The 26585-nt window shown below is 70.8% G+C and carries 24 protein-coding genes; 14 read left to right on the top strand and 10 right to left on the bottom strand.

Annotated features, from left to right (window positions below; genetic code table 11):
* Window positions 1-3: 3 nt before the first annotated feature.
* The 6 genes from DFR39_RS01190 to DFR39_RS01165 all read right to left on the bottom strand — a co-directional run bounded on the left by DFR39_RS01190 (window position 4) and on the right by DFR39_RS01165 (window position 6055).
* The gene (locus DFR39_RS01190) at window positions 4-1578 is read right to left on the bottom strand and encodes a glycoside hydrolase family 10-like protein (RefSeq protein ID WP_133601705.1); all 1575 of its coding nucleotides are present in this window, start codon (window positions 1576-1578) and stop codon (window positions 4-6) included.
* Window positions 1560-2693: an acyltransferase family protein gene (locus DFR39_RS01185; protein WP_133601704.1), complete on the bottom strand. Its 1134-nt coding sequence runs from the start codon at window positions 2691-2693 to the stop codon at window positions 1560-1562. The genes DFR39_RS01190 and DFR39_RS01185 overlap by 19 nt, the downstream gene beginning before the upstream one ends.
* Complete coding sequence (locus DFR39_RS01180; RefSeq protein WP_133601703.1) at window positions 2690-4000, bottom strand: MFS transporter; 1311 nt, start codon at window positions 3998-4000, stop codon at window positions 2690-2692. The genes DFR39_RS01185 and DFR39_RS01180 overlap by 4 nt, the downstream gene beginning before the upstream one ends.
* Entirely contained in the window at window positions 3981-4316 is a 336-nt protein-coding gene (locus DFR39_RS01175) for a transposase (RefSeq protein ID WP_133601702.1), read from the bottom strand. The genes DFR39_RS01180 and DFR39_RS01175 overlap by 20 nt, the downstream gene beginning before the upstream one ends.
* Window positions 4317-4329: 13 nt before the next feature.
* Window positions 4330-5214, bottom strand: a complete 885-nt coding sequence (locus DFR39_RS01170) for an N-acetylmuramic acid 6-phosphate etherase (protein WP_133601701.1) — start codon at window positions 5212-5214, stop codon at window positions 4330-4332.
* A gap of 121 nt (window positions 5215-5335) precedes the next feature.
* Window positions 5336-6055, bottom strand: coding sequence for a hypothetical protein (locus DFR39_RS01165; protein WP_162849364.1), 720 nt, complete (start codon window positions 6053-6055; stop codon window positions 5336-5338).
* Between the two features lie 235 nt (window positions 6056-6290).
* Between DFR39_RS01165 and DFR39_RS01160 the strand changes: the two genes are divergently transcribed.
* The 11 genes from DFR39_RS01160 to DFR39_RS01105 all read left to right on the top strand — a co-directional run bounded on the left by DFR39_RS01160 (window position 6291) and on the right by DFR39_RS01105 (window position 17790).
* Window positions 6291-6845, top strand: a complete 555-nt coding sequence (locus DFR39_RS01160; protein ID WP_133601699.1) for a peroxiredoxin — start codon at window positions 6291-6293, stop codon at window positions 6843-6845.
* Between the two features lie 78 nt (window positions 6846-6923).
* Window positions 6924-8276, top strand: coding sequence for an MATE family efflux transporter (locus DFR39_RS01155; RefSeq protein WP_133601698.1), 1353 nt, complete (start codon window positions 6924-6926; stop codon window positions 8274-8276).
* A gap of 128 nt (window positions 8277-8404) precedes the next feature.
* A complete protein-coding gene (locus DFR39_RS19755) occupies window positions 8405-9172 on the top strand; it encodes a zinc ribbon domain-containing protein (RefSeq protein ID WP_162849363.1) in 768 nt (255 codons plus the stop codon).
* Window positions 9172-10191, top strand: coding sequence for a TAXI family TRAP transporter solute-binding subunit (locus DFR39_RS01140; protein ID WP_133601696.1), 1020 nt, complete (start codon window positions 9172-9174; stop codon window positions 10189-10191). Before DFR39_RS19755 ends, DFR39_RS01140 begins: the two co-directional genes overlap by 1 nt.
* Before the next feature lie 112 nt (window positions 10192-10303).
* Window positions 10304-11020, top strand: coding sequence for a GntR family transcriptional regulator (locus DFR39_RS01135; RefSeq protein ID WP_133601695.1), 717 nt, complete (start codon window positions 10304-10306; stop codon window positions 11018-11020).
* Complete coding sequence (locus tag DFR39_RS01130) at window positions 11017-11979, top strand: ABC transporter permease (RefSeq protein WP_133601694.1); 963 nt, start codon at window positions 11017-11019, stop codon at window positions 11977-11979. The genes DFR39_RS01135 and DFR39_RS01130 overlap by 4 nt, the downstream gene beginning before the upstream one ends.
* Window positions 11976-12791: an ABC transporter permease gene (locus DFR39_RS01125; protein WP_133601693.1), complete on the top strand. Its 816-nt coding sequence runs from the start codon at window positions 11976-11978 to the stop codon at window positions 12789-12791. The genes DFR39_RS01130 and DFR39_RS01125 overlap by 4 nt, the downstream gene beginning before the upstream one ends.
* Before the next feature lie 2 nt (window positions 12792-12793).
* Window positions 12794-13771: an ABC transporter ATP-binding protein gene (locus tag DFR39_RS01120; protein WP_133601692.1), complete on the top strand. Its 978-nt coding sequence runs from the start codon at window positions 12794-12796 to the stop codon at window positions 13769-13771.
* Entirely contained in the window at window positions 13764-14786 is a 1023-nt protein-coding gene (locus DFR39_RS01115) for an oligopeptide/dipeptide ABC transporter ATP-binding protein (protein WP_133601691.1), read from the top strand. Before DFR39_RS01120 ends, DFR39_RS01115 begins: the two co-directional genes overlap by 8 nt.
* Window positions 14783-16279 (top strand): ABC transporter substrate-binding protein, encoded by a 1497-nt coding sequence (locus tag DFR39_RS01110; RefSeq protein ID WP_133601690.1) that lies wholly within the window; start codon window positions 14783-14785, stop codon window positions 16277-16279. Before DFR39_RS01115 ends, DFR39_RS01110 begins: the two co-directional genes overlap by 4 nt.
* A 5-nt stretch (window positions 16280-16284) precedes the next feature.
* Window positions 16285-17790 (top strand): amidase, encoded by a 1506-nt coding sequence (locus DFR39_RS01105; RefSeq protein WP_133601689.1) that lies wholly within the window; start codon window positions 16285-16287, stop codon window positions 17788-17790.
* Here the strand turns inward: DFR39_RS01105 and DFR39_RS01100 are convergent.
* The 3 genes from DFR39_RS01100 to DFR39_RS01090 are packed head-to-tail and all read right to left on the bottom strand — an operon-like array spanning window position 17781 to window position 24073.
* Window positions 17781-18386: a TVP38/TMEM64 family protein gene (locus tag DFR39_RS01100; RefSeq protein ID WP_133601688.1), complete on the bottom strand. Its 606-nt coding sequence runs from the start codon at window positions 18384-18386 to the stop codon at window positions 17781-17783. The two genes, DFR39_RS01105 and DFR39_RS01100, sit on opposite strands and share 10 nt — an antisense overlap.
* Window positions 18387-18389: 3 nt before the next feature.
* Window positions 18390-22265 carry a non-ribosomal peptide synthetase gene (locus DFR39_RS01095; RefSeq protein WP_133601687.1) on the bottom strand — a complete coding sequence of 1292 codons (3876 nt, stop codon included), beginning with the start codon at window positions 22263-22265 and terminating at the stop codon, window positions 18390-18392.
* Window positions 22226-24073 (bottom strand): patatin-like phospholipase family protein, encoded by a 1848-nt coding sequence (locus tag DFR39_RS01090; RefSeq protein ID WP_133601686.1) that lies wholly within the window; start codon window positions 24071-24073, stop codon window positions 22226-22228. The genes DFR39_RS01095 and DFR39_RS01090 overlap by 40 nt, the downstream gene beginning before the upstream one ends.
* Before the next feature lie 132 nt (window positions 24074-24205).
* On the opposite strand from DFR39_RS01090, the gene DFR39_RS01085 reads away from it, so the two are divergent.
* The 3 genes from DFR39_RS01085 to DFR39_RS01075 all read left to right on the top strand — a co-directional run bounded on the left by DFR39_RS01085 (window position 24206) and on the right by DFR39_RS01075 (window position 26134).
* Complete coding sequence (locus tag DFR39_RS01085; protein WP_133601685.1) at window positions 24206-24787, top strand: ATP-dependent Clp protease proteolytic subunit; 582 nt, start codon at window positions 24206-24208, stop codon at window positions 24785-24787.
* Between the two features lie 115 nt (window positions 24788-24902).
* Window positions 24903-25520, top strand: a complete 618-nt coding sequence (locus DFR39_RS01080) for a response regulator (RefSeq protein WP_133601684.1) — start codon at window positions 24903-24905, stop codon at window positions 25518-25520.
* Window positions 25521-25615: 95 nt separating this feature from the next.
* Window positions 25616-26134 (top strand): porin family protein, encoded by a 519-nt coding sequence (locus DFR39_RS01075; RefSeq protein WP_133601683.1) that lies wholly within the window; start codon window positions 25616-25618, stop codon window positions 26132-26134.
* Between the two features lie 63 nt (window positions 26135-26197).
* On the opposite strand, the gene DFR39_RS01070 is transcribed toward DFR39_RS01075, so the two are convergent.
* Complete coding sequence (locus DFR39_RS01070) at window positions 26198-26584, bottom strand: hypothetical protein (RefSeq protein ID WP_133601682.1); 387 nt, start codon at window positions 26582-26584, stop codon at window positions 26198-26200.
* Window position 26585: the final 1 nt, after the last annotated feature.

Raw genomic sequence — 26585 nt, 5'->3', positions numbered from 1 at the left:
GCTTCAGTCCGCCATCAGCCGCAGGGCCGCACGCGGGCCCTCATTGCCCACGCGGTCCAGGGCCGAGACCACCAGGGCCTCCAGTCCCGCGCGCTCCAGCAGCAGCTCGGTCTCTTGTGTGGTGCTGAAGCGCCATTGGCCCGCACGGCGTTGCCAGAGCGCATAGCGCAGCACCGGCTTGCCGGGGCCGGGACGCAGCTGCAGGCGCAGCTGGGCGGGGTCCGCCTCCTGCAGGGCCAGCTGCGGGGCAGCCGGGCCGCCCGCTTCCAGCCAGGGTGTGGCGGGCACCAGGGCTTGTTCGGCATAGAGTTCGCGCTGCAGGGCCTCACTCAGGCCGCGGCGGTTCTGGCTCAGGGCCACCATGCTGAAGTGCGCGTGACCGCTGCCGGGATAGGCCTGGCGGCTGTGGGCGATCTGGGCCGTGATCTCCTCGACGGGCCAGCCCTCGGCCTTGTCGGCCGGGGTGATGCGGCTGGTGAAGAGCCCCGCCCAGATATGGCGGCCCTGGCGGTTCTGCGCGTTCCAGTAGTCCAGCAGGGGCGCAAAGGCCTGGGCCCGCTGGGCCCGCGGCCAGTAGAGCTGGGGCAGCAGATAGTCCAGCCAGCCCTCGTGCAGCCAGCGCTCCACATCGGCATAGAGCTTGTCGTACTGGCTGAAGCCGGCAATGCCCTCGGGCCGCAGCGCCGGCTTGGGCAGGCCAAAGGGGCTGATGCCAAAGCGCACCCAGGGCTTGGTGCTGCGGATCAGCTGATGCAGGCGCTGCACCAGCTCGTCCACATTCTGGCGCCGCCAGTCGGCCCGGCCCAGCTTGCCGCCCCCCTGCACATAGCGCTGCCAGGCGGGCTCGTCCGGGAAGTCCAGCTCCAGCTTGGACGCCGGGTCGCTGCCCGGCTGCGGGACGGGGTAGGGGTAGAAGTAGTCGTCGATGTGGATGCCGTCCACGTCGTAGCGCTGCAGCACATCGCGGAACACGGCCAGGGTGTGCTCGGCCGCACCGGGCTCGCCCGGGTCCAGCCAGAGCTGGTCGCCATAGCGCTTGACCCAGTCGGGACGGGTCTGGCTCAGATGGTTGGTGGCCGGGGCCGACTTCGCGCCGCTCTGGCGCGCGCGGAAGGGGTTGAACCAGGCGTGCAGCTCCAGGCCGCGCTGGTGGGCCTCGGTGATCCACAGGGCCAGGGGGTCATAGCCCGGCGAGCGGCCCTGCTGCCCGCTCAGGTACTCGCTCCAGGGTTCCAGGCGCGAGTCGTAGAACGCATCGGCGCTGGTGCGGATCTGCAAGATCAGGGCGTTGAGCTTGAGTGCCACGGCCCGGTCCAGGATGGCGCGCATCTCGGCGATCTGCTGGTCGGCGCTGAGGCCGGGCTGGCTGGGCCAGTCGATATTGGCCACGGTGGCCACCCAGGCGGCGCGGAACTCGCGCGGCGCCGGCGGGGCCGCGGCGGCCAGCTCGGGCGCGGGGCGCGCGAGTGGGGTCCGGTCTTGCGGCGGCGGCAGGCTGCCGCAGGCCGACAGGGCGGCGCCGGCACCGCCGGCCAGCAGCAGGCGACGGCGCCCGGCATTCAGACTTTGACGAACCATTGCTTCTTCCACATGAACCAGGCCACACCATACATGGCGCCCAGGAATGCCAGCGCATACAGCAGGGAGGCATTGACCGGCGCCAGCCCCAGCTGCTGGATCGGCGCGTAGATCAGGGCCTTGAGGCTGGTCTGACCGTCGGGCTTGACGCTGGCCAGCAGCTTGGCCACCAGGCCCGAGAACGCAAAGATGAACAGCGCATTCATGCCGAAGACCAGCAGGGGCTTGGCCAGCACGGCCATGCGCGCGCGCACCAGCGGCAGGGGCATGGCGTCCAGCAGCCAGTAGCAACAGGCGAACACCAGCTGGGCCCAGCCCGCCATCGCGAACACATAGGACGGCGTCCACAGATTCTTGTTGATGGGCATCAGCCAGGCATCCAGAACCTGGCCGATCCACAGGCAGGCAAGACCCGAGACCATGAACCACCTGGCCTTCTCGCCCGGCTCGCGGCGGCTCAGCAGCCACTGGCCGGCCAGCACGCCCAAGAGCTGGCTGGCGACGGCCGGCAGGGTGGACAGCAGGCCCTCGGGGTCCCAGGTCTTGCTCTGGCGCCAGAGGTGGCCTTCCATCAGCCAGCGGTCCAGCCAGGCGCCCACATCCTCGCCCGGGCGCAGCGAGCCGGTGTGCCACACGCCCTGGGCATCCGGCACCGGCACGCCCAGCTGGATGGCGCTGTAGAGCGCCATCAGGCCCAGGGCCCAGGCCAGCTGGCCGCGCCAGCCCCACCACAGCACGATGGGCGCGGCCAGCAGGGTGCACAGGCCCAGGCGCTGCAGCACGCCGGGAATGCGCAGCTCGGCCAGGCTGAAGCTGGGGATCCAGTTGAGCAGCAGGCCGATGGCGATGATGGTGAAGGCGCGCCGCGCCGTCTGGGCCAGCAGCTTGAGCTTGTCATCGCCCAGCGCCGCGCGGCGGCCCAGGCTGATGGGCATGGCCATGCCGCTGATGAAGACGAAGAAGGGAAAGATCCAGTCCGTGAAGGTCCAGCCATGCCAGGGCGCATGCCCCAGCGGGCCGTACAGATGGCTCCAGCTGCCCGGGTTGTTGACCAGCAGCATGGCGGCAATGGTGAAGCCGCGAAAGACATCCAAGGACAGCAGGCGGGTATTCATCGGGCCGCGTCGTCCTCGGTCTTCTTGCCGAACTCGGCCGGCACCTTGATCAGCGCGGCCATGGCAAAGGACGGCAGCGTGGCGATCAGCACCCAGATGAAGAAGTTTAGATAGCCCAGCTGCTGCTGCAGCCAGCCGCTCCACATGCCGGGCAGCATCATGCCCAGGGCCATGAAGCCGGTGCAGATGGCGTAGTGCGCAGTTTTATGCTCGCCCTCGGCCACATAGATCATCACCAGCAGATAGGCCGCGAAGCCCAGGCCGTAGCCGAACTGCTCGAAGGCGATGGCGGCGCTGATCAGCCACAGATTGCCTGTCGGCCAGGCCGCCATCAGCACATAGACGATATTGGGCACATTGATGGCCAGCACCATGGGCCACAGCGCCCGGCCCAGACCCACGCGCGAGATGATCCAGCCGCCCAGCAGGCCGCCCAGGGTCAGCGCCGTCAGGCCCACGGTGCCGTAGGCGATGCCCAGCTGCTTGGTCGTCAGCGCCAGGCCGCCGGCCTCCAGCTTGTCCAGCAGAAAAGGGGTGGCCAGCTTCAGCAGCTGGGCCTCGGGGAATCGGTACAGCAGCAAAAAGGCCAGGAAGACCGCAATGCCTGGCTTGCGGAAGAAGGCCGCGAACACGGTCAGGAACTCGGCCAGCCAGCTTTGTCCGGTGTGCACGCGCGCCTGGTCGGCTGCCGGCCGCGGCAGGGCCCACTGGTGATAGGCCGCCATGGCGACGAAGAAGCCCGCCAGGATGAAGAAGACGATGCTCCAGGCCGTCGTCATGCTGCCGGTGCGCTCCTGCAGCTCGCCCGCCAGATAGACCAGGCCGCCCTGACCGCCGATATTGGCCAGGCGGTAGAAGGTGGAGCGCACGCCCACGAAGGCCGCCTGCTGGTGGGTCTTGAGCGCCAGCATGTAGAAGCCGTCGGCCGCGATGTCATGCGAGGCTGAGGCAAAGGCCATCAGCCAGAACATGGCCAGGGTCAGCTGGAAGAACTTGGGCGCCGGCACCGACAAGGCCACCAGGGCCAGGCTCGCACCCACCAGGAACTGCAGCGCCGTGATCCAGTGCCGCTTGGTGCCGAAGATCTCGATCAGCGGCGACCACAGCGGCTTGATCACCCAGGGCAGGTAAAGCCAGCTGGTGTACAGCGCGATCTCGGCGTTGGAGACCTCCAGGTTCTTGTACATGACCACCGACAGGGTCATGACCACCAGATAGGGCAGGGCCTGGCCGAAGTAGAGGCTGGGAATCCAGGCCCAGGGGTTGCGGGCGTTGCTGCGGCTGGCTTCAGGGATGCTTGTTGTCATGCGCTAGGGTTCGTTTCGGCGTCGGGACCACCCCAGCCTCGGTCGGGGCGGTCTGCAGCGGCCTGCTCGACGGCAGCCGCATCCTGCGGCGTGCATTCTCGGCCCGCAAGCGGGACAACTCCATGCGCTCGACGCTGACCTCTGCCGCGCGCTCCAGGGTGCCGCGGCGCTGGGCCTGGGCCCAGTTGCGCAGGGTCTGTTCGGCCAGGCCCAGTTCACGGGCGGCGGCATAGACGCCACACTGGGCCGCACGGGCCAGGGCCTCGCGCTTGAAGTCCAGGGTGTATTCGCGCCGTGGCGCGCCGCGCAGATTCATGGGCGGCGCCCGCTCAGCCCGCGTCCAGGGCCTGGCGCACGCGGCCCTGGGCCTGGTCCAGCAGCTGGCGTGCCGCCTCCACCGAGACTTGGCGGCGCAGCGCCACCACGGCCACCTTGACCTGGAAATCGCAGCGCTCCAGCACCGCACGGGCCTGGGCCTCATCGGCGCCGGTGGCACGCATGGTCAGGGCCACGGCGCGGCGCAGCAGCTTGGCATTGCTGGCCTTGAGGTCCACCATCAGATTGCCGTAGACCTTGCCCAGCCTGACCATCAGGCTGCTGGAGAAGGTGTTGAGCGCCATCTTCTGCGCGCTGCCGGCCTTGAGCCGGGTGGAGCCCGAGATCACCTCCGGGCCGGTGTCCAGCGTGATGCCGATCTCGGCCGCCGCCGTCACCGGCGCGCCCTCATTGTTGGCAAAGGCAATCGTCAGGGCGCCGGCGCCGCGCGCCGCCTCCAGTGCGCCCAGCACATAGGGCGTGCCGCCCGAGGCGGCCAGGGCCAGCAGCACATCGTGCGGACCGATGTTCACGCCCTGCACATCGCGTGCGCCCTGCGCCTGGTCGTCCTCGGCGCCTTCCACCGCCACGAACATGGCCTCCTGTCCGCCGGCGATCAGGGCCAGGGCACGCTCGCGCGGCCAGGAGAAGGTGGGGTAGAGCTCCACGCTGTCCAGCACGCACAGACGCCCCGAGGTGCCGGCGCCGGCATAGATCAGGCGCCCGCCGGCCTGGATGCGCGGCAGGGCGGCGGCCACGGCCTGGGCCAGCTGCGGCCCGGCAGCGCGGACCGCGGCCACCGCCTGCAACTGATCCTCGACAAAGGCGCTGATCAGCTGGGGCAGTTCATACAGGTCCAGATCCGGGTGGGCCGTGCTGGGTGTCTCGGTCTTGAGCATGTGGGGCGGGGTGTGCTGGCGGGAGCGTTCACTCTAGAGCTGCCCCGCCCCTCTGACCAATGAATGCCGACGCTCGGCACATAACGCCAGGTAATCGACCCCCCCGCGGCCCATTCGGCGGCTAGGGCTCGTAGCGCAAATCCAGCGGGGTCGCATACTCGCCGCTGCGCGTGCCGCCACTGCTGATGCCCATGGGAACGCTGGCAGGCTGGCTGAGCGCCCAGGTGAGCCGGAAGTCACAGCTCTTGTGCGGGCTGTTGCTGCTGCTCGGTAGCTGCGTCAAGAAGCGCGTGAGGTCAGCGCTGCGCAAGCGGTAGCGTTGAATCTCGCCTTGCGCCTCGATCAGCTCAAAGGGAGGTTCTTGGGCGAAGGCCGCGAGACTACCGTCTTGACGTGAGCAGCTGGCCGAACTCTTGAGCAGCGGTCGTCCTCGCGACGGAACCTGGAGCAGCACCTCAAGATCGGGACTGTTGCCATTCATGCGCACAGGCCCGCTGGGGCTGATCATGCTGAAGCGGGGTGGAATCTGCACCGCGCTGTTGTACGCGCTCCCGGCGCGACGAAAGCTCACCATGACCTGAGCTTGCTCGGCTGCGCCATCGAAGACCGCCACATAGTCAGAGGCGCTAGGGCTGCTCGGCCTGAGCTCCAACGTCCGACCTTGCAGCTCGGTGCTCAGGGCATCTCCGCCGGCCAGCTGCAGCACGGCCCATTTGCCGTCCTGATGCAACTGCGCCCTGACCGTCAGGACCGAGCCGGTCTGGGTGGCGGTGTAGCTCAGCCGGACGTCTTGGGTGGCGGCCTCGGACGAGGGCTTGCAGTTGGCAATTGCGCAGACCACGCCGTTTGCGAAGCCGGCCCCAATGGAGCGGCCCAGGTCTTCCGCATCGGATGATGAGCCGCCGCCGCACGCCGCCAGCAGCGCCCCCAGCGCGACAGGAACAAGAAAGTGGCGCCCGCGGCGCGCATGTGTTGTTGGCATATTGCTCCCCTGTGTGCTGCCCTTGTTGGAGGCAGTCGGCAGGCATTATGCAAATGGGAGATCATCCGGGACATCAGAAACTGGAGAGCTCGCCATGCGTCGCTTTGATATCTCACGCCGACTGGCTGTCGCCGCCCTGCTGCTGGTCGGCGCCTCGGCCCAGGCCGCCTTGCAGGTGGGCGCACGTGCCCCCGATTTCCGGGCCGAGGCCGCGCTGGGTGGCCAGGGCTTTGCCTTCCACCTGGGCACCGCGCTGAAGGAGGGGCCGGTGGTGCTGTACTTCTACCCCAAGGCCTTTACCAGCGGCTGCACCATCGAGGCCAAGCGCTTCGCCGACGCCACGCCTCAGTTCAAGCAGCTGGGTGCCACCGTGATCGGCATGTCCAACGACGATATCGCCACGCTCAAAAAGTTCTCGGTCGAGGCCTGCCGCAGCCAGTTTGCCGTGGCGGCGGACGCGGGCGCCAAGGTGATGAAGGACTATGACGCCGCCCTGCGCATCGTGCCCGGCATGGCCGACCGCATCTCGTACCTGATCACGCCCGACGGACGTATTGCCGCCGTGCACGAGAGCATGAATCCGGACGGCCATGTGGATGCCATGCTGCAGGCCTTGCAGCGTTGGAAGAGCGGGGCCGCCAAGCCCTGATCCTCGCCCCATTGCTCCCCTGAGCCATTGCGCCGCTGGGCTGCGGCGCTAGCATGCGCAGCTTCGCCGCCCCAGCCCATGCCGCCACACACCGCGCCCTCGCCCCGCCTCTTCGCCCTGGCCTGGCCCCTGTTCATCGAGCTGCTGCTCGGCCTGGCCGTGGGCATGATCGGGACGCTGCTGGCCGCCCGGGTGTCGGATGCAGCCGGGGCGGCCTTTGCGCTGGCCAATCATGTGCTGGCCACGCTCTTCATCCTGTTTCGCATCATCGGGGCCGGTGTCAGCGTGGTCGTGACCCAGAGCCTGGGTGGCGGACGCCGCGACCAGGCCGACGCCCTGGCCCGCGCTGCCCTGGGCGCCAGCAGCTGGATCGGCCTGCTGGGTGGGGCCGCGGCCCTGCTGGGCGCCGGGCCCTTGCTGCGCCTGCTGAACGCGCCGGCCGAGGTGCTGCCCCTGGCCCAGCCCTTTCTGATGGCCCTGGCCCCGGCCCTGCTGCTGGATGCCTGGAATGCCTGCATGGCCAGCGTGATGCGCGCCCATCTGCGCAGCCGGGACACCTTGGCGGTGCTGGTGGCCATGCAGCTGTGCCAGCTGGCGCTGGCTATTCCGCTGATGCAGTGGCTGGGTCTGCCGGGCTTTGCCCTGGCCCTGGTGCTCAGCCGCGGCTTGGGTCTGGGCCTGCATCTGGGCCTGTGGCGTCTGCGCCTGGGCCTGCGGCCGCAATGGGGCGACTGGTGGCGCCTGCCCCGCCGCGAGTTGGCCACGGTGCTGCATATCGGCCTGCCGGGGGCGGCCGAGAACATTGCCTACCGCCTGGCCTATATGGTCAGCATCGCGGTGGCCGGTACCCTGGGCGCCTCGGCCCTGGCGGCACATTCCTATGCCTCGCAGCTGATGTACTTCGTGCTGCTGCCCGGCCTGGCCACCGGCTTCGCGGCCGAGATCGTGGTGGGCCATCTGATCGGTGCGGGCCGCTTGCACGAGGCGCATCGCCTGGTGCGCCGGGCCCTGGCCCGAGGTCTGCTGATCAGCGTGGTGGTGGCCACGCTGGCGGCCCTGGCCTCACCCTGGCTGCTCAGGCAGTTCAGCACGGATGCCGGCATCGTCTCGGCCGGCGTGACCCTGATGTGGCTCACCGTGCTGCTGGAGCCTGGCCGCACCTTCAATCTGGTGGTCATCAATGCCCTGCGAGCCGCGGGGGATGCACGCTATCCGGTCATGGTGGGCGCGGGTTCCATGCTGCTGGTGCTGGCGGGTGGCAGCTGGTTGCTGGGTCACGTGCTGGGCTGGGGTCTGGTGGGTCTGTGGATCGCCTACGCGGCCGACGAGTGGCTGCGCGGCCTGCTGATGTGGCGACGCTGGGCCACCCAGGGCTGGGTGCCCCATGCCCGCGGTGTTCACCGGCGGCTACACCGGCGTCACCCGCTCTAGGGACAGGTCTTGACCCACTCAGGCGAGCGGGTGGCAGCGGGCGGGGTGCCGCCCTACACTGCGCTGGGCAGATTGAGGGGATCAGCATAGAAGCCGAACCGTCCACGTCGGCGCAGCCGCAGACGGCCGTGCAAGCGCACCGGCCGCTGAGCCTGTGCCCGTTCTGCGAGCATCGCAGCCCGTCCGGGTCCAAGTTCTGCAATCAGTGCGGCGCGGCCCTGCATCTGCAGCCCTGCCGGCACTGCGGTGCGCTCAATGACGTCACCCAGACCCGGGAATGCGCGCGCTGCCATCAGGACCTGGGGCCGCTGGAGCCCGAGCCGCTGCAGGCCGATCCCCCGGTGTCGGGCGCCCTGAGCCCCCGCCCGGCCCTGCCCCTGGTCTCGGAGCTGGTGGTGGACCGGGACTGGCGCCTGGCCGGCGAACCGTCAAGCGCTTCGACCCGGGGGCCACGCTGGCCCTGGTTGCTGGCCCCGGGCCTGCTGCTGGCCGGCCTGAGCGCCTGGGCCGGTTATCGCCTGGCCCTGCATCAGGCGGCGGCGCAGCCGCCGGCACCCGCGGTGCTGTCTGCGGGTCCGGCCGCCTCCGCGCCTGGCGCGCTGGCGCCCCCAACCCCAACCCCGACCCTGAACACCAGCGTGGAGCCGGTGCGCGCGAGCGCCCCCCCTACGCTCCCGGCCCCGGCCGCCGTTGCCGCCACCGCCTCGTCCGCACCCCCACCCGCCGCGGCGGGCGCAGTGCTTCGCAACCCGCCGCGCCCGGCGGTGGTGGCGCCGCCCGCCGCGCTGCCCGGCCGCGCGGCGTCTGCGGCAGCCTGCAGCGAAGCCATGGCGGCCCTGGGCCTGTGCGCCTACCGCGGCGATTCCCCCAGCCCATCTTCTCCCAGGAGTCCCTGATGAACCGATTGCTGAACACCGGCCTGGCGCTTGCGGCCCTGCTGTGCGCGGGCGCGGCGGCGGCCGCGGTCGACTACAAGATCGTCACCGCCTCCGAGAAAGGCACTTACTACGCCATTGGCAAGGACCTGGCGCGCCTGGTGGCGCCCGAGGCGGGCATCAATCTGGAGGTGCTGCCCACCTCGGGCTCGGCGGCCAATGTCAAGCTGCTGCGCTACGAGCCGGGGGTGAAGTTTGCGGTGGTGCAGGCCGATGTGTTCCAGGCCTTTGTGGACCGCTCCGGCGCCGGCAATGCCGAGGCCAGCACCCTGATCCGCCCCCTGCGCGTGATCCTGCCGCTCTACAACACCGAGATCCACTACATCGTGCGGGCGGACTCGCCCTACAACTATCTGCACGAGATCAAGGACGCCAGGATCAACGGCGGCCTGGTGGGCAGCGGTGCCGCCCTCATCACCCACACCCTCTACCGCATGATGTTCGGCGGCCCCGTGCCCGAGGCGCAGGCCAGCTTTCTCTCCAACGAGGAGGCCCTGGTCAAGCTGATCGGCGACAAGTCGCTCGACGTGGTGGTGGTGGCGGCGGGCCAGCCGGCGCCCCTGATCGCGAACATGAAGCCCGAGGCGCAGAAGTTCATCAAGCTGCTCAAGTTCGATCCCAGCCACCCCAGCGCCCGCCAGCCGCTGAGCACCTACGCCCCGGCCACGGTGCGGGCCGCCAGCTATCCCAATCTGCTCAGCGAGGACTTCACCACCATCTCGGTGGGCGCCTTTCTCGTGACCTACGACTACAACACCCGCGGCACGGTGGACAGCATGCGTGCCTTCGGCCGCGCCCTGTGCCAGAACTTCGAGCGGCTGCAGGAGCAGGGCCATCCCAAGTGGCGCGAGGTCAAGCTGGCCCTGCCCGAGCTGGGCCCGGGCTGGAGCTACTACTCGCCCACCGCGCGCGAGCTGCGCGCCTGCACGCCCAAGAAGCGCTGCTCCAACGAGGAGCGCATCCTGGGCCTGTGCAACTGAGGCCTCGCCCCGTACCGGCGCGTCTGTCCCAGACCGGCCCCACGGCTATCATGAGCGCCGCCTGCAGGGGGTGGCCGGTGTCGGCCTTGGCCGAGGTCTTGAAAGAGGATTGATGAGCAGCAGCAGCGAGCACGACGCTCTGGCATGGCCGAGCCCGGTGCGCCTGGTCGACGAGGTGGCCCGGGTGCTGCGTCAGCGCATCTACACGGGCCACTATCTGCCGGGCGATCTGCTGCGCCAGCAGCAGCTGGCCGAGGATCTGCAGGTCAGCCGCACGCCGCTGCGCGAGGCCTTGCGCATGCTGCAGAGCGAGGGCCTGGTGGAGGCCGACGGGGTGCGTGGCGTGCGCGTGGCGCGCGCCGACCGGCGCCGCCTGCTGGATGCCTATGCCCTGCGCGAGATGCTGGACGGGCTGGCCGCCCGTCAGGCCGCCGAGCGCGGTGCCGCGCGCGCCCGCGACCTGCTGGGCCCCATCGTGGAGGCGCAGCGCCTGACCCTGGAGCCCTGGCAGCCCTCCGAATACATACGCCTGAACGTGGAGCTGCACGCGGCCATCGTGGCCCTGGCGGACAACGAATTCCTCTCCGCCCAGCTGGCCCTGGTGCGCAAGACCTCCCAGGTCTTTGCGCCGGCGGTGCTGATCAGCAAGGACCGGGCGGCCCCCTCGGTGCACGAGCATGGCCTGATCGTGGAGGCCATTGCCGCGGGCGATGCCGAGCGCGCCGAGCGGCTGGGCCGTGACCATATCCGCGCCACCATGGACTGCCTGCGCCAGGCCTCGGCAGCCCTGGAGCGCGCCGGCTCGCGCCCGCGCGCCCTGGCCGCATGAGCCTGTTCCTCGCGCGCCGCCTGGCCACCCTGCTGCTGACCCTGCTGGCCGCCTCCCTGCTGGTCTTTGCCGTGCTGGAAGTCCTGCCCGGCAATGCCGCCCAGCTGCTGATGGGGCCGGACGCCGCGCCCGAGGCCGTGGCCGCCCTGGCCGACAAGCTGGGCCTGAACCAGCCGGCCTGGCAGCGCTATGGCCAGTGGCTGCTGGGCCTGCTGCGCTTTGATCTGGGCCTGTCCTATGCCTATGGCAGCCCGGTGGCCGAGCTGATCGCCGAGCGCCTGGCCCTGACCGTGCCCCTGGCCCTGCTGGCCATGATGCTCACCACGGCCATCGCCCTGAGCACCGGCCTCTATGCCGCGGCCCGCCATGGCCGACCCGGCGACACGGGGGTGATGCTGCTCAGCCAGCTGGGCATTGCCGTGCCCAGCTTCTGGTTTGCCATCCTGCTGATCCTGCTCTTCTCGGTGAAGCTGCAGTGGATACCGGCCGGCGGCTTTCCGGGCTGGCGCGAGGCTGAGGGCGGCGGGCTCTGGCCGGGCCTGCAGGCCCTGATCCTGCCGGCCCTGGCCCTGGCCGTGGTGCAGGCCGCCATCCTGGCGCGCATCACGCGCTCGGCCATGCTGGAGGTGTTGCGCGAAGACTTCATGCGCACCGCCCGCGCCAAGGGCCTGTCCCCGCGCCAGGCCCTGTGGGGCCATGGCTTGCGCAATGCCATGATCCCGGTGCTCACCGTGATGGGCCTGCAGTTCGCCAATCTGCTGGCCGGCACCATCGTGGTGGAAAACGTGTTCTACCTGCCGGGCCTGGGCCGCCTGATCTTCCAGAGCATTGCCAACCGCGACCTCATCGTGGTGCGCAACTGCGTGCTGCTGCTGGCGGTGATGGTGATCCTCGTCAACTTCGTGGTCGATGTGCTCTATGCCTGGATCGACCCGCGCATCAAGACCACCGAGCTATGAGCCGGCATCGCAGCTTCGTGGTCGGCGCCGTGCTCTGCAGCCTGGTGCTGGGTGCCGCGGCCCTGTCCCTGGTCTGGACGCCCTGGCCGGTGCAGGAGATCGATATGGCCAAGAAGCTGCTGCCGCCCAGCGGCCAGCACTGGCTGGGCACCGATCCCCTGGGCCGCGATGTGCTGAGTCTGATCCTGGCCGGCGCGCGCAATTCCATCCTGGTGGGCGTGATCGCCGTGGGCATAGGCCTGGGCGTGGGCGTGCTGCTGGGCCTGTGGGCGGCGGCGCGGCGCGGCTGGGTGGAAGAGGCCCTGATGCGCCTGAGCGACTTCAGCTTCGCCTTCCCGGCCCTGCTGCTGGCCATCATGCTCACGGCCGTGGCCGGGCCCGGCATCGTCAACGCCATCATCGCCATCGGCCTGCACAATATCCCCACCTTCGCCCGCATCACCCGCGCCGCGGCGCGCCAGCAATGGGCGCGCGACTATGTGCTGGCCGCGCGCGCCTGCGGCAAGGGGGCCTGGCGCATCAGCCTGGAGCATGTGCTGCCCAATATCGCGGCGGTGCTCATCGTGCAGGCCACCATCCAGTTCGCCCTGGCCATACTTGCCGAGGCGGCCCTGTCCTATCTGGGCCTGGGCAGCCAGCCCCCCGCGCCCAGCTGGGGCCGCATGCTGGCCGAGGCCCAGACCCTGCTCTTCCAGGCGCCGCTGCTGGCGGTGTTTCCCGGCCTGGCCATCATGGCGGCCGTGCTGGGCCTGAACCTGCTGGGCGACGGGCTGCGCGACCTGCTGGACCCCAAACTGGCGCGGAGCCGCTGAGCATGTTGCTGGAGCTGCAAGACCTGCACATCCACCTCGCCACGGCTCATGGGCCGGTAGAGGCGGTGCGTGGTCTGGATTTCACGCTGGACCGCGGCCAGACCCTGGGCCTGATCGGCGAGTCCGGCAGCGGCAAGTCCCTCACCGCCCTGGCCCTGATGGGCCTGCTGCCCGAAGGGGCACGGGCGACGGGCCGCATCCTGCTGGAGGGTCAGGACTTGCTGAGCCTGCCCGAGCAGGAACTGGCCCGGCTGCGCGGCGCGCGCCTGGCCATGGTCTTCCAGGAGCCCATGACGGCGCTCAACCCCCTGCACCCCATAGGCCGCCAGGTGGCCGAGCCCCTGCGCCTGCACCGCGGCGCCACCCGGCACGAGGCCGAGACCCGCGCCCTGGCCCTGCTGGAGCGCGTGGGCCTGCCCGATGCGCGCCGCCGCCTGGGTGCCTATCCGCATGAGCTCTCGGGCGGCCAGCGCCAGCGCGTGATGATGGCCATGGCACTGGCCTGCGAGCCGGCCCTGCTGATTGCCGACGAGCCCACCACGGCCCTGGACGTGACGGTGCAGGCCCAGATCCTGGACCTGCTGGCCGAGCTGGTGGAGGAGGGCGGCATGGCCCTGCTGCTGATCTCGCACGATCTGGGCGTGATTGCCGAGAACGTGCAGCGCATGCTGGTCATGTACGGCGGCCTGGTGCTGGAGCAGGGGCCCAGCGCCGCCCTGTTCCAGCGCATGGCCCACCCCTACACCCGCGGCCTGCTGGCGGCGCGGCCGCGCCTGGGCGGCGCCCGGGGCCAGGCCTTGCGCGCCATTCCCGGCACGGTGCCGGGTCTGCACGAGATGCCGCCGGGCTGCCCCTTCGCGCCGCGCTGCGAGCGGGCCACAGCGGCCTGCGAGGCGGCGCGGCCCGCGGCGCGGGCGCTGGCGCCCGACCATCTGCTGCGCTGCATCCATGTGCATCAGGAGGGTGCCGCCCATGGCTGAGCCGGCCGCAAGACCGCCGCTGCTGGAGCTGCGCGAGCTGCGGCGCCACTACAGCCTGCCGCGCGAGCGCCTGTTCGCGCCCGCGCCGCGGGTGCAGGCCCTGCAGGGCGTGGACCTGCGCCTGGAGGCCGGCCGGGCCCTGGGCATCGTGGGCGAGTCGGGCTCGGGCAAGAGCACCCTGGCGCGTGCGGTGCTGGCCCTGGACGAGCCGGCGCAGCGCGGTGGTGGCCAGGTCTTGCTGGACGGGCAGGACCTGCTGGCCCTGCCGCCCGAGGCCCTGCGCCAGGCCCGCGCGCGCATGCAGATGGTCTTTCAGGATCCCTATGGCTCGCTGGACCCGCGCCGCCGCGTGGGCCGCATCGTGGCCGAGCCCCTGGCCGCGCTCACCCGCCTGAGCCCGGCCGAGCAGACGGCGCGTGTGCTGGAGACGGTGCAGGCCGTGGGCCTGCGCGAGGCGGATCTGCAGAAGTACCCGCATGAGTTCTCCGGCGGCCAGCGCCAGCGCATCGCCATTGCCCGCGCCCTGGTCACCCGCCCGGCCCTGATCGTGGCGGACGAGCCGGTCAGCGCCCTGGATGTCTCGGTGCAGGCCCAGGTGCTGAACCTGCTGGCCGAGTTGCGCGAGCGTTTCGGCCTGGCCTATCTGCTGATCAGCCACGATCTGGCCGTGGTCAACCATGTCTGCGACGAGATTCTGGTGCTCTACCGCGGCCGCGTGGTGGAGCAGGGCAGTCCCCTGACCCTGTTCCGCCTGGCCGCCCACCCCTACACCCAGGCCCTGCTGCAGGCGGTGCCGCGCCTGCAAGCCAGCGGCAGGCGGCGACGTGCTGCGGCCGTGACCGTGGAGCGGCCCGCGGGCGCCTGCGACTATGCCCAGCGCTGCCCCCATGCCACGCCGCGCTGCCTGGCCGAGCGGCCCCTGCTGCGAAATCTGGATGGCGCGCAGCGCGTGGCCTGCCATCATGCCGAGGCGATACTGCAACTGCACACCCAGACCGAGGAGAGCCCGCCATGAAGATCACCCGACGCTCCGCCGCCGCCGGCCTGATGGGCCTGAGTGCCCTGGGCAGCCTGCCGGCCTGGGCCCAGGCCCGCCGCGACGGCAGCCTGGTGCTGGGCATGACCCTGGAGCCGCCGGGTCTGGACCCCACGGCCGGCGCGGCCTCGGCGATTGCCGAGATCGTGCTCTACAACATCTTCGAGACCCTCACCAAGATCGCCCCGGACGGCAAGGTCAAGCCCTTGCTGGCCGAGAGCTGGGAGGTCTCGCCCGATCTCAAGACCTGGACCTTCCGCCTGCGCAAGGGCATCAAGTTCCAGAACGGCGAGCCCTTGGATGCCGCGGCGGTGAAGTTCAGCTTCGAGCGCGCCGCCGGCGAGAAGAGCAGCAACAAGGACAAGCGCCTGTTTGCCAGCATGGGCTTCATCAGCGCCCCCGATGCGAACACCGTGGTGATCGGCCTCAAGACCATCGAGCCCGACTTCCTCTTCCTGATCGGCCAGGCCACGGCCATCATCGTGGAGCCCAAGAGCGCCGAGAAGAACGCCAGCCAGCCCGTGGGCACCGGCCCCTACAAGCTGGAGGCCTGGAACAAGGGCGCCAGCATCACCCTGGGCGCGTGGGCCGGCTACCGCGCCGCGGCGGCCATCAAGATCCGCCGCGCCACCTTCCGCTTCATCAGCGATCCGGCGGCCCAGGTGGCGTCCCTGCTCTCGGGCGATGTGGACGCCTTCCCGCGCGTGGCCGCGGCGCGCAGCCTGGGCCAGTTCCGCAACAACCCGCGTTTCCAGGTCATCCAGGCGGGCTCGCGGGCCAAGACCATCGTGGCCATCAACAACAAGAAGAAGCCCCTGGACGATGTGCGGGTGCGCCGCGCCATTGCCATGGCCATCGATCGCAAGGCCGTGATCGAGGCCGCGGCGGACGGCTTTGGCGTGCCCATCGGCAGCCACTACCCGCCCAGCGCGCCTGGCTATGTGGACCTGACCGCGGTCAATGCCTTCGACCCGGCCAAGGCCCGCGCCCTGCTCAAGGAGGCCGGTGTGAGCACGCCGCTGGAGCTGAGCCTCAAGCTGCCGCCCACGCCCTATGCGCGCCAGGGCGGCGAGGTGGTGGCGGCCCAGCTGGCCAAGGTGGGCATCACGGCCAAGATCGAGAACGTGGAGTGGGCGCAGTGGCTTTCGGGCGTCTACACCAACCGCAACTACGACCTCTCCATCATTGCCCATGTCGAACCTTTCGACCTGGGCAACTACGCCAAGCCCGGCTACTACTGGGGCTATGAGAACCCCGAGTTCGCCAAGCTGCTGGACCGCATCAACAACACGCCGCGCGAGGCGGACCGCCTCAAGCTGCTGGGCGATGCCCAGCGCCTGATCGCCCAGGATGCGGCCAATGTCTTCCTCTACCAGCCCCTGTGGCTGACCGTGGCCAAACGCTCGCTCAAGGGCCTGTGGACGGACATGCCCGTCTTCGTCAACGACCTCGCCGGCCTGAGCTGGGAGTGAGGACGATGAGCCCGGCCCTGCACGAGCTTGGCGCCCTGGCCCTGGTCGAGGGCTACCGCCGCCGCGACTTCTCGCCGCTGGAGGTGGCGCGCAGCCTGCTGGACCATGTGGCGCGCTGGGAGCCGCAGCTGTGCGCGCTCTATGCCTTCGAGCCCGAGGCCGTGCTGGCCCAGGCCCGGGCTTCCGAGGCGCGCTGGCTGCGCGGCGAGCCCCTGCGCAACGCGCAAGGCCTGAGCCTGGACGGCGTGCCCGCCACGCTCAAGGAAAACATTGCCACCCAGGGCACGCCCGTGCCCCTGGGCACGGCGGCCACCGAGCTGCGCCCCGCCACCGAGGACGCGCCGCCCGCCGCCCGCCTGCGCGAGCTGGGCGCCGTGCTGCTGGCCAAGACCACCATGCCGGACTACGGCATGCTGAGCTCGGGCCTGTCCAGCTTCCACGCCCTGAGCCGCAATCCCTGGGGCCTCAGCAAGAACCCCGGCGGCTCCAGCGCCGGGGCGGCCGCCGCCGCCGCGGCCGGCTACGGCCCCCTGCACCTGGGCACGGACATCGGCGGCTCGGTGCGGCTGCCCGCGGCCTGGTGCGGGCTCTTCACGCTCAAGCCTAGCCTGGGCCGCATTCCCATCAAGCCGCCCTATGCCGGCCGGGTGGCCGGGCCCATGACGCGCACGGTGGAAGACGCCGCGGTGATGATGGCGGCCCTGGCCCAGCCCGACTGGCGCGACACCACCAGCCTGCCGGCCCAGGACATTCCCTGGCTGCAGGCGCGCGAGGCTCAGGACTTGCGCGGCCTGCGCCTGGGCCTGATGCTGGATGCCGGCTGGGGCTTGGCCGTCACGCCCGAGATCCGCGCCGCCGTCGAGGCCGCCGCCGGGGTCTTGGAGCGCGCGGGCGCGAGTGTGGCGCTGATGCCCGGCTTTTCCACGCGCGCCATGATCGACGGCCTGGACCGCTTCTGGCGCATGCGCTCCTGGCTGGACATCTCGGCCCTGCCGGCCGAGCGCCAGGCCCAGGTCCTGCCCTATATCCGCGCCTGGGTGGCCGGCGGCGCCCAGCTCAGCGCGTCCGAGCTCTTTCATGGCTACAGCCAGATGGCGGCGCTGCGCGAGGCCGCGGTGGCGGCCTGCCAGCCCTATGACTATGTGCTCTCGCCCACCTCGCCGGTGGGCAGCTTCCCGGCCGAGTGGGCCAGCCCGATCAACGATCCGCTGCGGCCCTTCGAGCACATCGCCTTCACCCTGCCCTTCAATATGAGCGAGCAGCCCGCCGCCAGCATCAATTGCGGCTACGACGCGGACGGCCTGCCCATCGGCCTGCAGATCGCGGGCCGGCGCTTCGATGATCTGGGCGTGCTGCGCCTGGCCCGTGCCTACGAGCAGCTGCGCGGGCCGCAGCGGCCCTGGCCCGTGCCGCCCGAGGCGGATGCCGACCCAGCGTCCGAGGCGCAGACGCCGACCCTGATACGCCGCTCCAACCCCCTGGCCAACCGGGGGCGCGCCGGCTATCGCTGAAGCAGGGCGTCCAGCAGGGGCTGGATGAAGACCGCCATGAACACGGTGCTGGGTGCCATGCCGATCAGGGTGCCCAGCACCATCTGCCAGAGCCGGATATGGGTGGCCCCGGCCACCATATTCACCACCGCAAAGGGGGCGATGGGCAGCAGGCGCAGGATCACTACCGAGCGCAGGCCGCGGCGGCCCAGGCTTTCGCTGAGCAGCTGCACCTTGGGCCCGGCCAGGCGCAGCAGCAGCTCATGACCCAGGGCATGGCCCAGGCCATGGCTCACGCAGGCCGAGAGCGCCGCCGCGCCAAAGCACAGGGCCAGGCCGGGCCAGGGCCCCAGGGCGGCCAGCACCAGCAGGCAGAGCAGGCTCAGCGGCATGGCCAGCACCAGGGCCAGCACCATCAGGCCCAGCATCAAGAGCGGCCCCAGGGCCTGGGCGCCCTGCTGCAGGGCCGTGAGCAGCTTCTGCGGCGAGAGCCAGGGCGCCAGGGCCTCGCTGCGCCAGGCCAGGCTCAGCGCGATCAGGGCCAGCAGGGCCAGGCCCAGCAGCAGCAGGCGCCAGCGCAAGGCGGCTGAAATCCGGGGACGTGGCCTGAGGCTCATGGCTTAGCGTTGCGCTGGGGCTTGCGAGGTCGGGTCCGCCATGTTCGCCGCAACTGATGGCAGTTTGGTGAGCAGCTCGGCCAGGGCCTGCACATGCTCGCTGTCGAACATGCTGCCGTGCAGGCCGGGCACCTCGGCCAGGCTCAGGCGCTGGCCCAGCAAGCGCTCCCAGGGCTGGAACAGCATGCGGTTCCAGCGCAGCAGGCCGCTGCTGCGCACCAGCAGCACCGGGCAGTCGCAGGCGCTGCTGCGGTGCCGGCGCAGGGCCGCCACCTGGGCGACCAGGCCCGGATCGCTGAACATGGCGCCCAGGCGGCGGCCGTTCAGGCTCAGGTCCTGCAGATGCAGATGGCGCACCAGCCAGCTGGCCAGGCGCCAGGAACTGCCGCCGCCCAGGGCGGCATCCGGGTACAGGGTGTCCAGCAGCAGCAGGCGCTGCGGGCCGTGGCCCTGGGCCTCCAGCTGCGCACAGCTGGCCAGGGCCGCCACCCCGCCCACCGAGAAGCCGGCCAGCAGATAGGGCCTGCCGGCCGTCTCGCGCGCAATCGCCTGGGCATAACGCGTGGCCAGGTCCGCCATGCTGGCCGGTGCCGGATCCAGCGGCGGCTGCAGCATGCGCAGGGCATAGCGGCCCTGCAAGGCCTCGGCCAGGCGGCGCAGGCGCAGCAGATCGCCATGGCCCGAGGCCGCGATGAACAGCGGCGTGCCGCCCTCGCTCAGGGGCAGCAGCAGATCGCTGCCGGGCGCGGGCGCCTCCAGGGCGGCGGCCAGGCGCCGGGGGCTGGGGTGCTCCACCAGCCATTGCAGGGGCAGGCTGCGCTGCAGCGCCTCTTCCAGCGCGCCCAGCAGGCTCAGGGCGCTCAGCGAGTCGCCGCCTTGTTCGAAGAAGTCGTCGTCCAGACCGATGTCCTCGCGCTGCAGCTGTTGCCGCCACAGGGCCAGCAGCCGGGCTGGCAGCGCGCTGCCGGGGGGCTCCGCGCCGGCCCTGCGCTCCGGCGCCTGGGGGGCGGGCAGGGCCTGCAGATCGATCTTGCCGGTGGCGCTGAGCGGCAGCTCGCTCATCAGGCTCAGGCCCGCGGGCACCATATAGCCGGGCAGACGGCCGCGCAGGGCGGCCAGCAGCTCGGCGGCGGGGCGCATGCCGCTGCCCGCCAGCCAGGCGTGCAGCCGGGCGGGCCCCGGGCCCTCCTGCAGGCACTGGACGGCCGCCTGGCGCACCCCGGGCAGGGTCAGGCAGGCGGCCTCCACTTCGCCCAGCTCGATGCGGTGGCCGCGCAGCTTGATCTGCCGGTCCTGGCGTCCGGCAAAGTGCAGCTGGCCGTCGGTGTCCAGCCAGCCCCGGTCGCCGGTCCGGTACATGCGCTGATCCGGGTGGAAGGGGTCGGGATGAAAGGCGCGCGCCGTGTCCTCGGCCTCAAGATAGCCCTGGGCCAGGGTCGGTCCGGCCAGCCAGATATCGCCGCAGACGCCAAAGGGCAGGACCTGGCGCTCGCTGTCCAGCACATAGATGCGCGTGTCGTCCAGGGCGCGGCCCACGGGCAGGGCCTGGTCCTCGGGCCAGGGTTCGCAGGCCCAGGCGCTGGCAAAGATGCAGGCCTCGGTGGGGCCGTAGACATTGAAGAGCGTGGCTCCGGTCTGGGCCAGAAAGCGGTTGGACAGGGCCGGCGGCAGGGTCTCGCCGCCGCAGCAGGCCAGGCGCAGGCTGGGCACCGGGTGCTCGCGCAGGCCTTCCAGCAGGGCCTGCAGCGTGGCCGGCACCAGGGCGCAGAAGCTCACCCGGTGGCGCGCCATGAAGGCCGCCAGGCGCTGCGGGCTGTGGCGCCCCGGGGGCATCAGGGCCAGGCTGGCGCCCTGGGTCAGGGGCAGCAGCAGCTCGATCAGGGCCGGGTCGAAGGCGGGCTGGACCTGCTGCACCGCGCGGTCCTGCGGGCTCAGGCCCCAGCGTCGTGCCATCCAGGCCAGGCGGCGTTGCAGGGCGTCGTGCCCCATCAGCACGCCCTTGGGGCGGCCCGTGGAGCCGGAGGTGAAGAGCATATAGGCCGCGCCCTCGGGGCTGGAGTGGTCCTCCGCCTCATCCGGCTGCGGGCCCGGTGTCTGTGCCGGCCAGGGGCCCCAGAGCGGCAGGCACAGGGTGTCGAGGGCCGAGCTCACGGGGCAGGGTTCGCTGCACAGCAGCAGGCGGGCGCGGCTGAGCGCCAGCAGCTCGCCCAGGCGCTCGGGCGGGCTCTCGGCATCCAGGATCAGAAAGGCCGCGCCCGCGCGCGCCGTGGCCAGCAGGGCCAGCACCAGGGCCACCCGGTCGCCGCTGTGCAGGCCGCGCTCGCGCAGCTGCCGCGCCAGATGCAGGCTGATGGCGTCGAGCTGGGCATAGCTGAGGCGCTGGGCCTGGGGCGCGTCCGGCTCATCCTCCCAGAACAGGGCGCTGGCCTGCGGGGCCAGGCGGGCCTGGCGCAGAAGCTGCTGGACGAAGGTCTGGGGCCGCTCCAGCCGCGCCAGGTCTTGATGCAGGCCCAGGATCAGGGCCTCGCGCTCGGCCGCGGGCAGCAGCGCCAGCCGCTCCAGCGGCGCCTCCAGGTCTTGCGGCAGCTGGACCATCAGATGCCAGAGCCGGCGCAGCAGCAGGGCGGTCTCGGCCGCGCCGCAATGGCTGTCGGCGGCTTCCAGCACCAGCTCCACGGCCTCGCTGTCGCCGAACTCGCACAGGGTCAGGGCCAGGGGATAGCGGGCCTCGGTGCCAAAGCTCTGGCTGGCGCGGGTCAGGGGGCTGTCGCCAAAGCTCAGGGCATAGCTCTGCCGCTCCAGCGAGACCATGGCGTCCAGCAGGCTGTCGCGCCCGCTGCGCATCAGCTGCAGGCGGTGGGCGGTCTCGCTCAGGGGATAGCGGGCATGGCGCAGACCGCCGGCCACCTGCTGATGCACCTGGTCCACCAGCTGGCCCACACGCAGGCCCGGCTGTGGCCGGATCAGCAGGGGCTGCACCGTGGCAAACATGCCCAGGGTGGCCCGCCAGCGCGCGCCGGAGCGCCCCAGGCTGGGCATGCCCACGGCCACGGCGTCCGCGCCCTGGCTGCGGTGCAGATAGAGGCAGAGCGCGGCCACGGCGGCATCAAAGAGGCTGTGACCGCGGGCCTGCAGCCCACGCAGCACCGGGTCCAGCTCACGGCGGCTGATGCGCAACCGGGCCAGATGCAGGGCCGGCAGGCGGCCCGCAGCGGCCGTGCCGCGCTGGCGCGGTGCCTGGGCCGCGGGCAGCAGGGCGGGCCACTGCCGGGCCCAGTAGTCGGCGTCGCGCGCGAAGGCGGGGCTGTCGCGGTAGGCCAGGGACTCACGCACATGCTCGCTGTAGGCGCCGCCCTCGTAGGCCGGGACGGGCTGCCCCGCCAGCAGGGCGCTGTAGATCTGGGTCCAGCGCTGCAGAAAGCGCTGGGTGCCCCAGCCGTCCATCACCAGGTGGTGAAAGCGCAGATACAGGGCGTGCCGCTGCCGGCCGTCGCTGAGCAGGCTCAGACGCCAGGGCAGCTCGCGGCCCAGCTCGAAGCGCTGCTGGCGCTCCTCCAGCCACCAGCGTTCGATAAAGGCCTCGGCATCGCCCTGAGCCGGCAGGGCGATGTGCTGCAGGGGCGGCGTCACCCGGGGCAGCAGACGCTGGCGGCCGCTGCGCTCGGGCAGCAGGCGCAGGGCCTCGCTCTCGGCCACCATCAGGGCCAGGGCGCGCTGCAGGCAGTCCAGATCCAGCGGGCCCTGGGGATGGCAGCAGCCGCCGATGTGCAGATGGCCGCTGTCCGGCCACAGGCGCTGGTCCAGCCACACCTCGTGCTGGGCGAGGGACAGGGGCAGCGTCAGGGCGCTGTCGGACGGGCTGGAATCAGGGGCTGCCATAGATGCTGTTGTTCCAGGGCGTGGCGGTAGCCACGTTCGGCGATCTCCTCGGCGCGCTGGTAGGCCATCAGGGCAAACTCGCGCACATCGGGCGAGAGAAAGACATCGGCCTGAGCCAGGGTGCGCGGACGCTGGGTGGCGCCGCCGATATGGCCGGCCGCGTAGAGGATGTCGGCAATGCCGGGCGCGCGTGGCGCCTGGGCGCTGCCCAGGCTGCGCAGGCGGGCCCCCGGGCCCAGGCGGTCCAGCCGCGCGTCGGCCCGCAGGTCCTCGCGCTGGTCCACATCGATGGCGAGCACCGTGCCATTGCCGCGCCGCCGCTCCAGCGGCGTGCCCAGGCGGGCCCGCATGGCGGCCACCGGCACATTGTCCAGAATGGCCCCGTCCACCAGCAGCTCGCCGTCCCGCAGCACCGGCGGGAACAGGCCGGCCGGGGAATTGCTGGCCAGCACGGCCTGCCACAGCGGCCCCTGGTCCAGCACCTCGGTCTGACCCCGGCTCAGATTGCAGGCCGCCGCGAAATAAGGGCGCCACAGCTGCTCGATGCGCAGCTCACCGAAGAGCGCCTGCAAGTCCCGCTGCACCCGCTGGCCGCCCACCAGGGAGACCAGGGGCAGGGTCAGGCGTTCGCCCCCGGCGGCAAAGCGCCGGGTCTGGCTCAGGATCTCGTCCAGGCTCGACCCCAGGGCCAGCTGGGCGCCGATCAGGGCGCCCATGCTGTTGCCGCCAATCAGGTCCACGGGCAGGCCTTGCTCCTCGAAGGCTCGCAGCACCCCCAGATGCGCAAAGCCGCGCGCGCCGCCGCCGCCCAGCACCAGGCCGATGGCACGGCTGGTCAGGAAGCGTGCCAGACGTCCGGCATCGCCCGCGTGACCGCGCCGGATGGGATAGGTGCGCTCCAGCAGCCGGTCCTGGCGCCAGCGCTCCAGCTCGTCGGGGCGTGCCGCGGCGGGTGCGTGCAACAGCACCAGATGCTGGCGTTTGAGGTTCCAGCCCGGCTCCTCGCGCAGGCCCAGTTCCAGGGGGGTGGGCCTGGCCTCGCCCCCGTCCATGCCCACCAGGATCAGCTGGTCGGCATGGCGAAAGGCCAGGCGCGTCCAGTCGGGGCGACCGGCCTCGCCGGCATAGACCAGGAAGTCATGGCCATCGTCCAGATCGGCCAGCCGGGACAGCCCCAGCTCCTGACCGTCCACGCTGAGGTGCTCGGCGTCCCGGCCCGCGCTCAGGGCCATGGCCGTGCCCAGGCAGCGCAGAGCCAGGACCAGATCCTGGGCCAGGGCCTGCACGGCCTGGCGCGCCGCCTCGCTGTCTTCCAGGGGGAGCAGCAGGAAGCTCTGCGACATGCGGCGCTTCTCGCCCTCGCCATCGGCACCGCGCAGGCGCTCGGCCACCGCACGCACCAGGCTGCGGCTGAGCGGCAGCGGATAGTCGCGCAGCAGGTCTTCGAAGGCCTCGCGTGACAGCACGGCGATGGTGGCATCGCGCAAGGCGGTCACATGCTGGGCGCGGCGTTGCTCCATGATCATGGAGAGCTCGCCCACGCTCTGGCCGGGATGCAGTTCGTTGTAGAGCAGCAGCTCGCCGCGGGCACCGCGCCGCCAGCAGCGCAGGGCGCCGCTGATCACGAAGACGAAGGAGTCGGAGGCATCTCCCTCCGCATAGACGGCGCTGCCGCCCGGCACCTGGCGCAGCTGCATGCGGGCGGCCAGGCGCTCCAGCAAAGGGCTGGGCAGCTCGCCAAAGATGCGATCCTCCCGCAGCACGGCGATGAAGCGTTCCTGGTCGGAAGGGCTGGGAGCGTTGTGCAATGAGGCCTCGTGCCGAGTTCAGCGCTTGCGATCCATCTTGCATGCCCACCCCCGCTTGCGCAAGGCGGGGCGCCCCGGGTCCGGCCATGGTTCACAATCCGGCGCAAACCCGATATTGCAGGAGCCCACACCATGAGCCAGACCCCCGACACCTCGACCGTCGAGCGCCCCGACCAGCTGGAAGCCCAGCTGGCCTTCAAGTCGCGCTTCGTGCTGCTGTTCGGCGAGATCAATGACACGGTGGCCCATGCCACCTGCCGCCGCCTGCTGGCCCTGTCGGAGCAGTCGGATGCGCCCATCACTATGCTGATCTCCTCGCCGGGCGGCCATGTGGAGTCGGGTGACGCCATCCACGACATGATCCGCTTCGTGCGCGCCCCGGTCACCACCGTGGGCACGGGCTGGGTGGCCAGCGCCGGCGCCCATATCTTCCTGGCGCCGCCCAAGGAGCGCCGCGTCTGCCTGCCCAACACCCGCTTCATGATCCACCAGCCCGCCGGTGGTGCCGGCGGCCAGGCCAGCGATATCGCCATCCAGGCGCGCGAGATCCTGCGCACCCGCGAGCGCATCGCCCGCGTCATCGCCACCCAGACCGGCCAGAAGATCGAGCGCGTGCAGGCCGATATGGAACGCGACCACTGGATGAGCGCCGAGGAGGCCATCGAGTACGGCATCGCCACGCGCGTGATCGAGCGCCAGCAGGACCTGGGCTGAGCGGGCTGCGGCCCGGCCCGCGCTTTTCCGGGGACGCAATGTCACGCCCCGGTGGTAGATTGGGGCGCCCGGCCGGGTGCGCGTGGAGCGACCGGCCCGGCCTGGAGAATCCCTGATGCCTTTCAACCTGCCGGAACTGCTCGGTCCCTATCTGCTGCCCCTGCTCATCGCGGTGCCCCTGGCCCTGCTGGTCATCGTGATCAGCCGGCGCCGCGGCGACGATGAGCTGCCGCCGCCGCCCCCACGGCCTCGTCCGCCCCAGCCCGCCCCCCTGCCACCGCTTGCGCCGGCACCGGCGGCGCGCGAGCCGGTGCCGCCGCCCGCCGCCCCGGCTGTTCCCGCCGCCCCGGCCGCTCCGGCCCATCTGCTGCTTGTCGATGACTCCGCCGTGGTGCGGGCCAAGCTGGCCAAGCTCTTCGAGGGCGCCGGCTACCGCATCAGCCTGGCCAAGGATGGGGTCGAGGCCCTGGACGTTTTGCAGCGCGAGCGCTTTGCCGTGCTGATCACCGATCTGGAAATGCCCAATCTGGACGGCTTCGGCCTGATCGCCGCGGTGCAGGGCGATATGAACACCGAGGATCTGCCCATCATCGCCATCACCGGCCATGAGGAGCTGCACACCCGGGTGCATGAGATCCAGGGCCTGTTCGGCCTGTTCAAGAAGCCCTGGAACGACCGCGAGCTGCTCAAGCGCGTGGAGACCCTGGCCGCCATGCGGCGCTCGGGTATTTAACGATTCTTAAGACTGTTGCCCAGCCATTCCTGTGACGATGCTGGTGAAGTACCCGGTGTTCGGGTACCTCAGGCTTTTCAATAGCAGGAATCGTGATGAAGAAGTACTTTGTGGCGGCAGCAGTCGCCGTGGCGGCGGTGCAGGCCGTGGCGGCGGATACGGCTTGGTATGTGGGCGCAGATCTGGGCAACACCAACTTCAAGCAAGAGGACGACAAGACCAACCGCGTTGGCTTCGGTGCCACCGTGGGCTACCGCATCAACGAGAACGTGGCCCTTGAGCTGCAGGCCCGCCGCCTGGGCCGCAGCGGAGACCTGAGTGCCAACGCCGTGAGCGCCTCGGTGCTGGGCATTCTCCCCCTGGAGAACAATTTCTCGCTGTATGCGCGTCTGGGTTATGGACGCAACTCGCTGGAGCTGGATTCGGGTAGTGCGGACTACACGGTCCGCAAGAGCAAGGCTCTCTTTGGTCTGGGTGCCAGCTACGCCATCGACAAGAACTGGTCCGTGCGTGCCGAATATGTCAACCTGGGCAAGAACAAGTTCCAGGACGGCCAGGACAGCGTCGAGATCAAGATGCAGCAGTTCAACTTGGGTGTGAACTACGCCTTCTGATTGCTAGGGGACTCCCCGTTTGACAGCCCTGCCTTGTGCGGGGCTTTTTTTCGTCGTGGTGAGCTAGCGCATCAGCATCCAGGCCATGAGCCCCGCTGGAATCAGGGCCAGCCCCAGCAGCATGAACAGCAGCAGCGCTTGACGCTGGTTGCGCTGGCGCAGCTGCTCCATGGCCGCCACCAGCTGCGCGTTCTGCTCCGCCAGACTCTGCAGCAGGGCCGCGCTCTCGGCCTGCTGTTCGCTGAGCCCGGCCAGCTCCTGTTCCAGGCGCTGCAGCCGGGCGAGCGCCTCGGCCAGGGTCTGCGGTGCCGCCTGCGGTGCTTCGGCGGCCGCCTCGGCCTCCTGGCTGCGCTTGAAGAGCTTGCGCGCGCCCTTGACCAGCACGGGCGTGGCCTCGATCACATCGGCCCAGGGCACGGCCTTGAGGGCGCTGATCCAGCTGATGGCCATG

Origin of the sequence: Roseateles asaccharophilus (assembly GCF_004362405.1) — a bacterium.
GTDB lineage: Bacteria > Pseudomonadota > Gammaproteobacteria > Burkholderiales > Burkholderiaceae_C > Kinneretia > Kinneretia asaccharophila.
The sequence above is the reverse complement of the archived record's forward strand: the minus strand, read 5'-3'. Positions and strand labels throughout refer to the sequence as shown.